Source organism: Saccharopolyspora hirsuta, from assembly GCF_008630535.1.
GTDB classification, from domain to species: domain Bacteria; phylum Actinomycetota; class Actinomycetes; order Mycobacteriales; family Pseudonocardiaceae; genus Saccharopolyspora; species Saccharopolyspora hirsuta.
The window spans coordinates 144,533-158,533 of record NZ_VWPH01000015.1 but is presented as its reverse complement, the minus strand read 5'-3'; the positions used below and the strand labels follow the sequence as shown (position 1 = coordinate 158,533).

14 protein-coding genes are annotated in these 14,001 nt (G+C 70.9%); 8 read left to right on the top strand and 6 right to left on the bottom strand.

Annotated elements, in window-relative coordinates; translation table 11 throughout:
* Positions 1 to 19: 19 nt before the first annotated feature.
* Positions 20 to 1,522, bottom strand: coding sequence for an AbgT family transporter (locus F1721_RS28575; RefSeq protein WP_211840674.1), 1,503 nt, complete (start codon positions 1,520 to 1,522; stop codon positions 20 to 22).
* A gap of 160 nt (positions 1,523 to 1,682) precedes the next feature.
* On the opposite strand from F1721_RS28575, the gene F1721_RS28570 reads away from it, so the two are divergent.
* A complete protein-coding gene (locus F1721_RS28570) occupies positions 1,683 to 2,702 on the top strand; it encodes an Lrp/AsnC family transcriptional regulator (protein WP_150069900.1) in 1,020 nt (339 codons plus the stop codon).
* A 7-nt stretch (positions 2,703 to 2,709) separates the two neighbouring features.
* Here F1721_RS28570 and F1721_RS28565 read toward each other — a convergent pair whose 3' ends face one another.
* Positions 2,710 to 3,759 (bottom strand): LacI family DNA-binding transcriptional regulator, encoded by a 1,050-nt coding sequence (locus tag F1721_RS28565; protein WP_246155369.1) that lies wholly within the window; start codon positions 3,757 to 3,759, stop codon positions 2,710 to 2,712.
* 139 nt (positions 3,760 to 3,898) lie between these two features.
* Here F1721_RS28565 and F1721_RS28560 point away from each other — a divergent pair, with 139 nt between their 5' ends.
* From F1721_RS28560 to F1721_RS28530, 7 genes are all read left to right on the top strand, one after another.
* Complete coding sequence (locus F1721_RS28560; RefSeq protein ID WP_150069899.1) at positions 3,899 to 4,888, top strand: asparaginase domain-containing protein; 990 nt, start codon at positions 3,899 to 3,901, stop codon at positions 4,886 to 4,888.
* Between the two features lie 46 nt (positions 4,889 to 4,934).
* The gene (locus F1721_RS28555; protein WP_150069898.1) at positions 4,935 to 5,813 is read left to right on the top strand and encodes a polysaccharide deacetylase family protein; all 879 of its coding nucleotides are present in this window, start codon (positions 4,935 to 4,937) and stop codon (positions 5,811 to 5,813) included.
* Between the two features lie 111 nt (positions 5,814 to 5,924).
* Positions 5,925 to 7,223 (top strand): MFS transporter, encoded by a 1,299-nt coding sequence (locus F1721_RS28550; protein WP_211840666.1) that lies wholly within the window; start codon positions 5,925 to 5,927, stop codon positions 7,221 to 7,223.
* The gene (locus tag F1721_RS28545) at positions 7,220 to 8,014 is read left to right on the top strand and encodes an SDR family NAD(P)-dependent oxidoreductase (protein ID WP_150069896.1); all 795 of its coding nucleotides are present in this window, start codon (positions 7,220 to 7,222) and stop codon (positions 8,012 to 8,014) included. Before F1721_RS28550 ends, F1721_RS28545 begins: the two co-directional genes overlap by 4 nt.
* Before the next feature lie 14 nt (positions 8,015 to 8,028).
* Positions 8,029 to 8,769, top strand: coding sequence for an SDR family oxidoreductase (locus tag F1721_RS28540; RefSeq protein ID WP_150069895.1), 741 nt, complete (start codon positions 8,029 to 8,031; stop codon positions 8,767 to 8,769).
* 3 nt (positions 8,770 to 8,772) lie between these two features.
* Entirely contained in the window at positions 8,773 to 9,297 is a 525-nt protein-coding gene (locus F1721_RS28535; protein WP_150069894.1) for a hypothetical protein, read from the top strand.
* A 310-nt stretch (positions 9,298 to 9,607) separates the two neighbouring features.
* Positions 9,608 to 10,624, top strand: a complete 1,017-nt coding sequence (locus F1721_RS28530; protein WP_150069893.1) for a TerC family protein — start codon at positions 9,608 to 9,610, stop codon at positions 10,622 to 10,624.
* A gap of 3 nt (positions 10,625 to 10,627) precedes the next feature.
* On the opposite strand, the gene F1721_RS28525 is transcribed toward F1721_RS28530, so the two are convergent.
* From F1721_RS28525 to F1721_RS28510, 4 genes are all read right to left on the bottom strand, one after another.
* Complete coding sequence (locus tag F1721_RS28525) at positions 10,628 to 11,344, bottom strand: alpha/beta hydrolase (RefSeq protein WP_150069892.1); 717 nt, start codon at positions 11,342 to 11,344, stop codon at positions 10,628 to 10,630.
* A 44-nt stretch (positions 11,345 to 11,388) separates the two neighbouring features.
* The gene (locus tag F1721_RS28520; RefSeq protein ID WP_150069891.1) at positions 11,389 to 12,291 is read right to left on the bottom strand and encodes an NADP-dependent oxidoreductase; all 903 of its coding nucleotides are present in this window, start codon (positions 12,289 to 12,291) and stop codon (positions 11,389 to 11,391) included.
* Positions 12,292 to 12,389: 98 nt separating this feature from the next.
* A complete protein-coding gene (locus F1721_RS28515; RefSeq protein ID WP_150069890.1) occupies positions 12,390 to 13,034 on the bottom strand; it encodes a CoA transferase subunit B in 645 nt (214 codons plus the stop codon).
* A 35-nt stretch (positions 13,035 to 13,069) separates the two neighbouring features.
* On the bottom strand, positions 13,070 to 13,768 hold the full coding sequence (locus F1721_RS28510) for a CoA transferase subunit A (protein ID WP_150069889.1): 699 nt from the start codon (positions 13,766 to 13,768) through the stop codon (positions 13,070 to 13,072).
* Positions 13,769 to 14,001: the final 233 nt, after the last annotated feature.

The window sequence follows — 14,001 nt, the reverse complement described above, 5'->3', positions numbered from 1 at the left end:
TTCCTGCGCGGGGAACGGGTCATCGGATCGGAACGCCGGGGCCCAGCGGGAGGCCGAGGGCGTACCAGGCCAGGAACATCAGCACCCAGACGGTCAGGTTGACCAGCGCCAGCGGCAGGACCAGCGACATGAGCGTGCCGATCCCGGCGGACGGGCGGTAGCGGCGGATGAACCCGAGCGCGATCACGAAGTACGGGCTCATCGGGGTGAGGCTGTTGGTGGGCGCGTCGGCGATGCGGAACAGCGCCTGCGTGGTCTCCGGCTGGATGTGCAGCAGCATCAGCATCGGCACCAGCACCGGGGCGACCAGCGCCCACATCGCCGAACCGCTGGTGAGCAGCAGGTTCAGCACGCTGATCAGCAGCACCGCGCCGAGGAAGATCACCACCACCGGCGCGTCCATCGAGTCCAGCAGACCCGCCCCGCCGATGGCGATGACCTGGCCGATGTTGGTCCACTTGAAGTAGGCGAGGAACTGCGAGACGGCGAAGAACAGCACCAGCACCGGGACCAGCTCGCGCAGCCCCTGCCCCATCAGCTCGGGGAAGTCCTTGGGCGAGGTGATGGTCCGCACCGTCACGCCGTAGACGGTGCCGATGACCATGAAGAACAGCATCATGACCACCGCGACGTTGTCCATCAGCACCGAGTCCACGATGGACCCGTCCTCGCCGCGCAGCGGCGAGCCGCCCGGCAGCACCGCGAGGACGACGACGGCGAGGTACAGCGCGGCGGCGACCAGCGCCCGCCGCACGCCCTTGCGCTCGGCCGCGGACAGCGACATGTCCGGCAGCTCCTCGACGTCGGTCAGCTCCGGCTCGGCGGCGTTCATGGCGGCGACCCGGCGGGCGACGACGAGCTCGGTCACCACCGTGATCGAGACCGACAGCAGCAGCGAGGACGCCAGCGAGAAGTAGTAGTTGGCCACCGGGGTGACCACGTAGCTCGGGTCGATGGTGTGCGCGGCCGAGGTGGTCAGCCCGGCGAACACGGCGTCGGAGGCCTCGATCACCGGGCTGATGCTGCTGGCGCCGCCGACCGCCACGTAGGCGACCACGGCGCCGATGATCGGGCTGCGGCCCACCGCGCGGAACGCGATCATCGCCAGCGGGATCATCACCACGAACGCCGCGTCCGAGGCGATGTGGGCGAACATCGAGGTCAGCGCGACGGCGAAGGTGACCAGCCCGGCGGGCACCCTGGCCAGCGCGGCCCGCATCATCGCGGCCAGCAGCCCGGACTTGTCCGCGATCGCGACGCCGAGCATGACGACCACGATCATCCCGAGCGGCGGGAAGTTGACGAAGTTGTCGATCAGGTCGCCGAGCATCATCTGCACGCCGGGACCCGAGATCAGGTTCTTGACCTCGACGACCTTGCCGTCCACCGGCGAGACGGCGGAGACCCCGAGCGCGGACAGCAACCAGCTGGCCAGCACCACCAGCGCGCTCAGGATCACGAAGAGCCAGAACGGGTGCGGCAGCTTGTTGCCCACCCGATCCACCACGTCGAGCGCGCGCATCACCAACGACGTCACCGAACGCCGCTGCTTCGCCACCGTGCCCAAGACTTCCTCCCCTCATCACCGGTCGGTGATTTGATCCAGCATCAAACACACGAGTGGAGTAATGTGTCAACATCGACGGATAGGTCGGGCGAATAGTTCACTTCGAGGTGACACTGTGCAACATCTGGATGACGCGGACCTCGACCTCGTCGCCGCGCTGCAGCTCGCGCCCCGCGCGCCGCTGAACGCCGTGGCCGAGGTCCTGGGCAGCTCGGCGACCACCGTCGGCCGCCGGATCCAGCGCCTGCAGGACCAGCGCCTGCTGCGCTTCATCTCCACGGCGCACTGGTCGCTGCTGATCACCGGCAACCCGTACGTGGTGTGGATCAAGTGCGAACCCGGCGCGACGACCGAGGTCGCCGCCGCGGTCCAGCAGATCCCGGAAGCCCAGTCCATCCTGATCACCAGCGGCGACGCGGACATCTACTGCACCATCTACCCGCTGCCCGGAACCGACCTGCGCGGCCTGCTGACCCGCACCCTCCCCGCGACACCGGGCATCGCGTCCATCCAGTCCCACCTGGTCCTGAGCATGTCCCGCCACGCGGTGTCCTGGCACCTGAACCGCCTGACCCCAGAACAAGAAGCAGCGCTCCGCGAGCACGCCGACGCCGACCCGGGCTCACCCCCGGAAACCCTGGACCCGCTCAGCGAAGCCGAGTTCGCGGTCCTGCGCCTCCTCGTCGAGGACGGCCGCCTCACCGCCGCGCAAGCGGCCCGAGAACTGGACGTGAGCCGCTCGACGGCGTACCGCCTGATCCAGTCGGTCCTGGAGAAGGGAGCGGCCCGCCCCCGAGTGGAGATCGAACCGGCGGTCCTGGGCTACCCGATCACGGCCCTGCTGACCCTGGACGTCCAACCCCAACACGTCCCAGAGGTCCTGAAATCCCTGGGAGCCCACCCGTCCGGCCGCTTCACGGTGATGACGGCAGGCCCAGCAGCGATCACCCACCACGGAGTCTTCCGAGACGAAGCGCACCTGGCCCGCTTCACGACCGAAGACATCGGAGCCCTCCCCGGCATCAACGGCCTGAACATGTCAACGGCCCTAGCAGTCCTCCGCCGCCAGTGGATCCCCCGAGAAAACGACATCCACCTCGGACAAAAAGTCCACGACACCCTGGGGCCCAACTGACCTTCGATCACCCCAGGGTGGAGGCTCGGGGTTGGAGGTGGGGGGTGAGGGTTTTCGAGGCGCAGGGTTGGTCGTTGATCAGGCGGACCAGGGTTCGGGCCGCTTCTCGGCCCATCTCCCACATCGGGGAGCGGATGGAGGTCAGGGGGACCGGGAGCTGGGCCGCCAGGGGGACGTCGTTGAAGCCGACCACCGCCACGTCGCGGCCGACCTGCAGGCCCGCGTCGCGGATCGCCCCCATCGCACCTATTGCGGCGAAGTCGTTGACCGCGAAAAGCGCTGTGGGGCGCGGGTTCAGGCGGAGGAGGGATTCCGCCGCTTCGCGGCCGCCGCGCACGTCGAAGCTCGACTGCACGACGTAGCCCTCGCGGATCTCGACACCCGCTTCGGCGCACGCGGTTCGGAAGCCTTCGGTTCGTTCGACTCCGGTGGAGGCGTAGGGCTCGCCCGCGATCACGGCGAGGTCCCGGTGGCCGAGCTCGAGGAGGTGTTCGGCCGCGAGGCGGCCTCCGTGGAGGTCGTCGCAGGTGACCGAGAGGATTCCCGGTAGCCGGCGGGAGGTCAGCACCACCCGGTTGCCGCGGTCGACCAGCTCCGGCACCAGGTCCGCGTCGCTGCGGGCGTCGCCGAGGATCAGGCCGTCCACCCTGGCCGCCAGCAGCGTTTCGACCCGCATCCGCTGGGTCGCCAGGTCGTCCCCGCTGTTGGCCACGACCGTCTGGTAGCCCGCGTCGGCCGAGCCGCTCTCGATCCCCTCGTAGATCGTGGCCAGCACGATGTCGGTCAGCCTCGGCACGACGACGCCGAGCATGGTGGACCGGCCGGTGCGCAGGCTCGCCGCGGCCGGGTTGGGCAGGTAGCCCAGCTCCTGGGCCACCGCGCGGACGCGCTCGGCGGTCCGCCTGCCCACCCCCTCGCCACCGCGCAGCGCGCGGGAGACCGTGGTCGGGTGCACCCCGGCGGCTTGGGCGATGTCGGCGAGCGTCGCGGGTCGCGAGGAGCTCTCCGCAGCTGACCCCGGGTCGGGTGCCCCGAAGTCGACCATTCCGTCAGCCACCGTGATCTCTTCCCTCCGCAGTCCCGATCACGCACATTGTCCCCCACCCCAAGTCCCCTCTTGACGGCGATCGGCATCCCCCGCATGATGCTACGCAATCGTTAGCGCAATCGATAGCGCAATCGTTGGCGGAGGCACTGTGCAGCACCTCGTCCTGCTGGGTACCGGTGGCACCATCGCCACCCGCGGTACCGCTCTCGGTCGCCGGGTGGCCGCGAACGCCACCGAACTGCTCGGCGCAGCAGAAGCCGTCTGGGACCTCACCGGGATCGACGTCGAACCCCGGGACCTGACCGGGATCACGAGCTTCGCCGCCGGGGTGTCCGACGTGCTCGCGCTGGTGGCGGCCGTGCGGCAGGCGGCGGCCGAGGCAGACGGCGTGGTGATCACGCACGGGACCGACACGTTGGAGGAAGCGGCGTTCCTGCTCGCCCTGGCCCACGCCGGTCCGCAGCCGGTGGTGCTCACCGGGGCGCAGCGCCCGTTCGACGACCCGGCACCGGACGGTCCGCGCAACCTGGCCGCCGCACTCCGCTGGGCCGCGGCTCCGGATGCCGTCGGTACCGGGGTGACCGTCGCCTTCGCCGACGAGATCCTGCCCGCGATCGGCGTGCGCAAGTCGCACACCCTCGCGCTCCGGGCGTTCTCCGCACCGGGGCGGTCGCCCGTCGGTCGCGTCGACGAGGCGGGTGTGCGCGCGATCGGGACCTCCCCGCACGCACCGCTGCTCGCACCCGGCACCACCGAACTGCCCAGGGTGGACGTCATCCCCCAGTACCTCGGCGCCGATGCTTCGGCTGTGGACAACGCCGTCGCCCAGGGCGCGCGGGGTGTCGTGATCGCGGCCTTCGGGTCGGGCAACACCACGCCCGCCACGACCGAGGCGTGCCTGCGGCTGCTGGAGGACGGCATCCCGGTGCTGATCACGAGCCGAACCGGCGAAGGCGCGGTGACCGGCCTCTACGCCGGGGGGAGCGCCGATCTCGCGGCGGCCGGAGCCGTGTTCGCCGGGGACCTCTCCCCCTGGCAGGCCCGACTGCTGCTGGCGGCCGCGCTGTCCACTGAGGACACCGACGCCGCGCGGCTCTGCCTCGGCTGGCTGCGCGACGTCGGCGCGGTCGGCCGTTGATCCCCGAGAACAGCGAAAACCCGAACACGAAGGGAAAGTGAGCGCCATGGCCAAGGAGATCCTGGTGGCCTACGGAGTCGACGTCGACGCGGTCGGCGGGTGGCTCGGGTCGTACGGGGGCGAGGACTCCCCCTGCGACATCTCGCGCGGCCTGTTCGCGGGCGAGGTCGCCGTGCCGCGGATGCTGGAGATGTTCCGCCGCGCCGGGCTGCGGACGACCTGGTTCTGGCCGGGCCACTCCATCGAGACCTTCCCGGAGCAGTTCGACGCCTGCGTGCGGGCCGGGCACGAGATCGGGGTCCACGGCTACAGCCACGAGAACCCGATCGCGATGACCCGCGAGCAGGAATCGGCCATCCTCGACCACTGCATCCAGCTGATCGAGACCCGCACCGGCAGGCGCCCCACCGGGTACGTCGCGCCGTGGTGGGAGTTCTCCCCGGTCACCAACGAACTCCTGCTGGAGCGGGGCATCAAGTACGACCACTCGCTGATGCACCGCGACTTCGAGCCCTACTACGTGCGGGTCGGCGACTCCTGGACGAAGATCGACTACGACCGGCCCGCCGAGACGTGGATGAAGCCGCTGCAGCGCGGTGAGGAGTCCGACCTGGTCGAGATCCCCGCCTCCTGGTACCTCGACGACCTGCCGCCGATGATGTTCGTCAAGGCCAGCCCGAACAGCCACGGCTTCGTCAGCCCCCGCGACCTCGAGGTCATGTGGCGGGACCAGTTCGACTGGGTCTACCGCGAGTGCGACTACGCGGTGTTCACCATGACCGTGCACCCCGACGTCTCCGGGCGCCCGCAGAACCTGCTCATGCACGAGCGGCTCATCGAGCACATCAGCGGGCACGAAGGCGTCCGCTGGGTCACCTTCGACGAGATCGCCGACGACTTCCTGCAGCGCAACCCGCGCCGCTGACCCCACTCCGGGAGGCGGGCGCCGACCCGCCTCCCCTCTCCTCGGGAGTCCCCTGCCATGACTGGAAAAACCGGTTCTTTACCACCCGGCGGCAGACCGCTGGGCGAGCGCATGATCCGCAGGGTGTCGCTGGTCTGCTTCCTGGCCTGGGTGTTCAGCGTCTTCGACCACACGCTGTTCGGGACGCTGCTGCCCGAGATCGCCGCGGACTTCGGGTGGAGCCCGGCCGAGAGCACCGCGGTGGCCACCTGGGTCACCGCCGGGACCTTCGTGGTCTCGCTCGCGGTGGGGCCGATGCTCGACCGGTTGGGCCGCAAGCCGTCGTTGATGATCACCACCGCGGGTGCCGCGGTCACCTCGGGGCTGAGCGCGCTCACCGGCGGCAAGCTCTCGATGGTCCTGGTCCGCTCGTTCTCCGGCCTCGGCTACTCCGAGGAGGTCGTCAACAGCGTCTACCTCAACGAGGTCTACGGGCGCAACGGCAAGCGCGGCTTCCGGTACAGCCTGGTCCAGAGCGGGTGGCCGATCGGAGCGCTGCTCGGGGCCGCGCTCACCGCCGCGTTCCTGCCGACGATCGGGTGGCGCGGGGTGTTCCTGTTCGCGACCTTCCCGGCGATCGTGATCGTCCTGCTGGCCTGGCGCCTGCCCGAGTCGCCGGTGTTCGTGAACATGCGGCACGTGCGGCAGCTCCGGAAGGACGGCCGCGACGCCGAGGCCGACGAGGTCGCCGCCGCGGCGGGCATCGACGACGAGCGCACCGGAACCCTGCGGGACGTCTTCGCCCCGGGCCTGCGCAAGCACACCATCAGCCTGTCGGCGGCGTGGTTGCTGAACTGGATGGCTATCCAGGTCTTCTCGGTGCTGGGCACCACCGTGCTCATCGAGGCCAAGGGCGTCTCGTTCGACAACGCCCTGATCGTGCTGATCCTGGCCAACGCCGCCGGGTTCGGCGGCTACCTGTTCCACGGCCACCTCGGTGACCGCATCGGCCGCCGCCGCACGATCATCATCGGCTGGTTGCTCGGCGGCGCGGTCATGTCCGCGATGCTGCTCGGCCCGGCCGCACCCGGTTTCGTCATCCCGCTCTACGCGCTGGGCCTGTTCTTCCTGACCGGGCCGTACGCCGCGCTGCTGTTCTACATGGGCGAGTCGTTCCCGGCCCACGTCCGCGGGATCGGCCCGAACACCGCGCACATCATGGGCCCGGTCGGCGCGATCGTCGGCTCGGCGGTGCTGTCGGTCCTGGTCGGCGCGGGGTTGTCGATGACCGCCGCGGCCTTCTGCGCCGGTTCGCTCGGCCTGCTCGGCTCCGGGCTGGCGATGCTGGGCACCCGCCGGATCGACCAGCAGTCCGACGCCGGGGCACCGGCCGCACTGTCCACCGCTGCTCGAACAGGAGATCCGAGTTGAACACCGAGAACGCAGCCCGCGACGACGGCCTAGCCGGGAAGGTCGCCGTGATCACCGGTGGCGCGAGCGGGATCGGCCGGGCGCTGGCCGCGGCCTACGCCCGCGCCGGTGTCACCAGCGTCCTCGGCTACCACCCCGGCGACCCGCACGACCCCGCCGCGGCGGTGGCCGACGTCGAAGCCGCGGGCGGCCGGGCGCTGGCCGTCGCGGCCGACGTGACCGACCCGCGTGCCGTGCAGAACCTGGTCGAGACCGCGACGGGCGAGTTCGGCAGGCTCGACATCGCGGTGGCCAACGCCGGGATCCTGCGCCGCGCGCCGCTCGCCGAGATGACCGACGAGCGCTGGGACGACATGCTGAACGTGGACCTCACCGGCGTTCTGCGGCTGCTGCGCTCCGCTGCGGGCGCGATGCGCGAAGGCGGCGCGCTGGTCGCGGTCTCCTCGATCGCCGGTGGCGTCTACGGCTGGGGCGACCACGCCCACTACGCCGCGGCGAAGGCCGGTGTGCTCGGGCTGATCCGCTCGCTGGGCGTGGAGCTGGCGCCTCGCGGCATCCGCGCCAACGCCGTCATCCCCGGGCTGATCGAAACCCCGCAGTCGCTGGACGAGGAGAACTCGCTGGGCCCGGCCGGGCTGGCCGCAGCTGGCGGCGGCATCCCGGCCGGTCGGGTCGGCCGCGCTGACGAGGTGGCGCGCGCGATCCGCTTCCTGACCTCCGACGACGCCTCCTACATCACCGGACAGCACCTCGTCGTCGACGGCGGGCTCACCGTCCGATTCCCCGACTGACGGAGGGACCGCAGATGAACGACCCCACCCTGGCCGGGCGGCGCTGCCTGATCACCGGTGCCGCCAGCGGCATCGGCGCCGCCATCGCGGTGGCGTTCGCGCAGGCCGGTGCCGCGCTCGCGCTGGCCGACCTGGATCAGCAGCGTCTCGAGCGCAGCGCGGACGAACTCCCCGGAACCCGGCACGCCCTCGACCTCACCGACCCCGACGCGGTCCGGGCGCTCACCGAGGACGTGCTGGCGCAGCACGGCGGAATCGACGTCCTGGTCAACTGCGCCGGAATCCTCACCGAGGTGCCGCTGGTGGAGATGGACCTGGCGACCTGGCAGCGCATGGTCGACGTCGACCTGACGACGGTCTTCCTGACCTGCCGCGCGGTGGTGCCGCACATGCTCGGCGCCGGAGGAGGCCGGATCATCAACGTCGCCTCCCAGCTCGGCCAGAAGGGCGGTGCCGGGCTCACCCACTACAGCGCGGCCAAAGCGGGTGTCATCGGCTTCACCAAGGCGCTGGCCAGGGAGGTCTCGGCGCGGGGCGTCCTGGTCAACGCGATCGCGCCCGGCCCGATCACCACACCGATGATCGACGACCTCAGCCCGGACTGGAAGCGCGCGAAGGAGGCCGAGCTGCCGCTCGGCCGGTTCGGCCTCCCCGAGGAGGTCGCCCCCACCGCGGTGCTGCTCGCCTCCGACCCCGGCGGCAACCTCTACACCGGCCAGACCCTCGGCCCCAACAGCGGCGATGTGATGCTCTGAACCATGTGCGGAGCCTGCGGAACGAGCCGAGCGGGGTGGACCGAGCGCATCGCCCCGCTGACCCCGGGATCGGCCCCGCGCCGGGCCCGCGCGCTGACCGCGCTCCTGCACGCCACGACGTCGGCGACGGCCCGCCGCACCAGGGTCACGACCTGGCCCGGCGGAGGGCTGCGCTGGCAGAGCCCGAAGGGCTGGGAGTTCGCGCCGTCCCTGCTGGCAGCGGCGCGAACCCTGACCATCCAATTCGGACCGCTGGTACCTCCGCCCCGAAGCATCCCGACACCGCCCCGAGAACAGGTCCTGCCCTTCGCGGTCACCGCGGAAGCGACCGCGGTGTGGTGCGCCGCAGCAGTGGAAGCGGGGTGGGCGGAACTGCCCTGCACGCTGCGGCTGGGCGCTAGGACGATCGAGCTCCACGAAGGCCGGGTCCACGACCGACCCCACGAGCGGCCGACCCTCACAGCGTCCTACGAGACGACCGAACTGGCCGCGCACTGGGCGGACTCCCTGCGCGACTTCAGCACGTGACGGGCTGGGCATCGGTCCGTTGCGCTCCACAACTGGCGCCCGCTGGTGATCCTGCTCTCGCTCGCCGCGCTCCAGCTGCCCGTCGGCCTCGCCCTGACCTCGGCCGAGGCCGGAGGGTGTCCCGAACCGGGCGGGCCCGGCGGACTCGCGTCCACAGAGGACCGATCGGGAACTACCCGACAAACCACCCAGGGGCAGGTACCCTTCGGGCAAGCGCAGTCGGCGGGCGGTGCGGGGTGAGCACGCTTACCCTGATCGGCGACAGATCAACAACGCCCGTGCTGCACGACGAAACGCCAGCGGAGGGGCCGTGCTCGAGATAACCGCGCTGACCTGGGTGCTCACCATCGTCCTGATCATCGCGTTGCTGGCCGTCGACCTGATCATGGCCGCAGTGCGGCCGCACCGGGTCGGGTTCGCCGAGGCCAGCGCGTGGTCGGTGGCCTACGTGCTGGTGGCGATCCTGTTCGGCGTGTGGTTCTCGATGCAGTACGGCGGGCAGTTCGGCACCGAGTACTTCGCGGGCTACATCGTCGAGAAGAGCCTGTCGGTCGACAACCTGTTCGTCTTCGTCATCATCATGACCACCTTCGCCGTCCCGGAGGCGCACCAGCACAAGGTGCTGACCTTCGGGATCGTGCTCGCGCTGATCATGCGGGCGATCTTCATCGCGGTCGGCGCGGCCCTGCTGTCGCTGTTCTCCTTCATGTTCCTGGTCTTCGGGCTGCTGCTCATCTACACCGCGGTGCAGCTGTTCCGGCACCGCGACGAGGACCCCGACGTGGAGAACAACGCGGTGGTCAACGCGGCGCGGCGGTTCCTGCCGGTGTCCGACGACTACGTCGGCGGCAAGCTGGTCACCCGCATCGACGGGCGGCGGGTGGTCACGCCGATGTTCATCGTGCTGATCGCGATCGGCAGCGTGGACCTGCTGTTCGCGCTGGACTCCATCCCGGCGGTCTTCGGCGTCACCGCCGAGCCCTACATCGTCTTCACCGCCAACGCCTTCGCGCTGCTCGGCCTGCGCGCGCTGTTCTTCCTGGTCAAGGGTCTGCTCGAGCGGTTGGTCTACCTCTCGACCGGGCTGTCGCTGATCCTGGTGTTCATCGGCGTCAAGCTGATCCTGCACTGGTTGCACGTGGACATCGACGAGCGGGTGCCCGAGATCCCCACGTCGATCAGCCTGGCGGTGATCATCGCGGTGCTGGTGGTGGTGACCGTGGCGAGCCTGATCAAGACCCGCCGCGACCCGTCGGCCAAGGCGCACCCCGGGTCGCTGCGGGCGCACCGCTCCCCCGTCGACGCACCGGACCACCAGGACCGGTAGCGGTCAGCCGCCCAGCTTGCCGAGGAACCAGTCCACCGCCCGGTCGACCGCCGCGCGGGCTTCCGGGTTGGCGCCGTGCCCCTCGAAGCCGTGCGCGGCGTTCGGGATCTCGATGACCTCGAGGTCCGCACCGGCGTCGCGGGCCTTCTCGACGAACGCGTCCTGGGTGGGCACGAAGTACTCGAACTCGTCGCCGACCCGCACCAGCAGCTTGGGCAGCTCGGGGTGCGCGGACACCGCTTCCACGGCGTTGAACCGCGGCGCGTCGCCGGGCCAGTCCGGCGGCGGGGCGAGCACCGGGTAGGTGAAACCGACGGCGCGGAGCCACGACGGCGCGGCGCGCAGCCACGAAGCGGCGATCGGGCCGCCGCCGGAGAAGCACCACAGCGCGATGCGGTCGCCGTCGACCTCGTCGAGCGCGCGGGTCCGCTCGACCACCGCGGCGACGTCGTCCGCGGCCTCCGGGTAGAGCTCGTCGGAGTGGAGGCGGTGGTTGAAGGTGATCCCGACCAGCCCGGACGCCGCGACCAGGGCGCCGTAGCCGATGAACCCCTCCCAGTCGCGCGGCCGGGGCTCCACGTCCTCGGGGACGGGGCCGCCGTGCACGAAGATCACCGCCGGGCGGGGCCCGGTCGCCTCGTCGGGGAGGTGGACGTCCATGACGTCGTCGCGGATTCGCCGCACGGGCTGGACATCGTGGAAGAACGGGACCTCGGCCATACCGGTATTCGATCAGAGCCGCCCCGGCCGCGTCCGGCTTTTGATCAGGGAACCAGGACGATCTTGCCGACCACGTGCCCGCGCTCCACCTCGGCCAGCGCCGCACCTGCTTCGTCGAGCGGCCGGACCTGCGTGACGCACGGGTCCAGCTCCCCGGAGACGACCAGCCGCGCCAGCTCGTCGAGCACGGCGGTGCTGCGGTCCCGCTCGACCGCCCGGCCGCCGAGCTCGGCGACCAGCGGTTTGTCGGCGATCGACAGCAGCATCGACCGGTCCTCGACCAGCTCGGCCACGGTGCGCAGCGCCGCACCGCCGACCAGGTCGAAGACGGCGTCGACGCCACCGGGCGCGGCGGCCCGCACCCGGTCGAGGACACCGTCGCCGTAAGCCACCGGGGTCGCGCCGAATCCCGCGACGAGATCGTGCTTGGCCGGGCTGGCCACCCCCACGACCGCGATCCCCCTGGCCCGCGCGAGCTGCACGACCGGGATCCCGACACCGCCGCCAGCGCCGTTGACCAGCAACGTCGCGCCTGCGCGCAGACCGAGGCCCGCCAGCGCGTCGTGCGCGGTGCCAGCCGCGACCGGCAGCACCGCGGCCGCCTCCGGTGCCAGCGCGGCGGGCCGGTGCGCGGCGAAGGACGCGGTGACCAGCGCCTGCTCCGCCCAACCGCCGACCATGCCCGGGCAACCGCCGAACACCTCGTCACCGACGGAGAACCCGGTCACCCCGGGTCCGAGCGCCGTGACCGTCCCGGCCACCTCGCGCCCGAGGACCGCGGGCCCGGCAACGCCGTAGGTGCCCTCGCGGAGCCGCCAGTCGCCCGGGTTCACGCCCGCAGCGCGCACCCTCACCAGCAACTCGCCCGGCCCGGGCTCGGGCACCGGCACGTCGAGGAAGGTCTCCTGCTCCGGACCGCCCGCCTCGGAGAACCCGTACGCCCGCACACCGCACCTCTTCGCCGTTCGCCTGCAACGCCCTCCGAAGCATGCCAGATCCCGGTCGGGACGGACCCGCGCACAGGTCCGTCCACAGGGGACCGGGATCAGCTCGCGGGGACGGGCTGCTGGATCGGAGCGCCGGTCTTCTCCCGGACCTCGGCCTCGGTGACGCCGGGTGCGAGGGAGACCAGCTGCAGGCCGTCCTCGGTCACGTCCAGGACCGCCAGGTCCGTGATGATCCGGTTGACCACGCCCGCGCCGGTGAGCGGCAGGGTGCACTGCTCGACGATCTTCGGGGTGCCGTCCTTGGCGACGTGATCGGTGAGCACCACGATCCGGCGCGCCCCGACGACCAGGTCCATCGCCCCGCCCATGCCCTTGACCAGGGCGCCCGGGATCGTCCAGTTGGCCAGGTCGCCGTTCGCGGCGACCTGCAGGGCGCCCAGGACCGCGATGTCGATGCGCCCACCGCGCATCATCGCGAACGACGCCGCCGAGTCGAAGTAGCTGGCCCCGGGGTTGACGGTGACCGTCTGCTTGCCGGCGTTGATGAGGTCGGCGTCCTCCTCGCCCTCGTACGGGAACGGCCCGAGGCCGAGGATGCCGTTCTCGCTCTGCAGGGTCACCCGCACGCCGTCCGGGATGTGGTTGGCGACCAGCGTGGGGATGCCGATGCCGAGGTTGACGTAGTCGCCGTCGCGGAGTTCGGCGGCCGCGATCGCCGCCATCTCGTCACGGGTCCAGGTCATGGTTGCTCCTTCGAAGAGTGGCTTGCGGACGCCGGTCAGCCGCGCGGGCGCACGGTGCGCTTCTCGATGTCCTTGACCCGGGGACGGGCCTGGACCAGCCGGTCGACGTAGATGCCCGGGGTCACCACGTGCTCCGGGTCCAGGTACTCCTCGCTGAGGTGCTCGACCTCGACCACCGTCACCTTCCCGCAGGTCGCCACGACCGGATTGAAGTTCCGCGCGCTCGACCGGTAGACGAGGTTGCCCGCCGGGTCGGCGGTGTGGGCGTGCACCAGCGCCACGTCGGCCACGATCGCCCGCTCCTGCACGTAGGTCTTCCCGTCGAACTCCGCCAGCGGCTTGCCCTCCGCGACCGGGGTCCCGACACCGGCGCGGGTGTAGAAGGCGGCGATGCCCGCGCCTCCGGCGCGCATCCGCTCCGACAGCGTGCCCTGCGGGGCGAACTCCACGGTCAGCGTCCCGTCCAGGTACTGCTCGGCGAACAGCTTGTTCTCCCCCACGTAGGAGGCGATCACCTTGGTGACCTGCTGGTTCTCCAGCAGCAGCCCGAGCCCCTTGCCGTCCACGCCCATGTTGTTGGAGACCACTGTCAGCCCGGTGACCCCGCTGTCGCGGACGACCTCGATGAGATCGTTCGGGTTGCCGCACAGGCCGAAGCCGCCGACGGCGATCGTCATCCCGTCTTCGAGCACCCCGGCCAGCGCCTCGGCCGCACTCGAGCGCAGCTTGGACACCTGATCACCTCTCCATCGGTCCGCTGGACGAACAGCCAGCAGTAAAGAGCCGCGCCCGCGTTCACCGCAAGAAACGGCGGCGAATCGCGGTCGAACCGTTCGATCGGCGACCGAGATCAGCTCGATGCGTTCACTCAGCGGACGCTACGATGATGGCCGTGAGCACAACCTCAGTCCTGCTCAACCGCACCTCAGGGGACCGTGACGCGAACCAGCCACAAGAAACCCCCAAA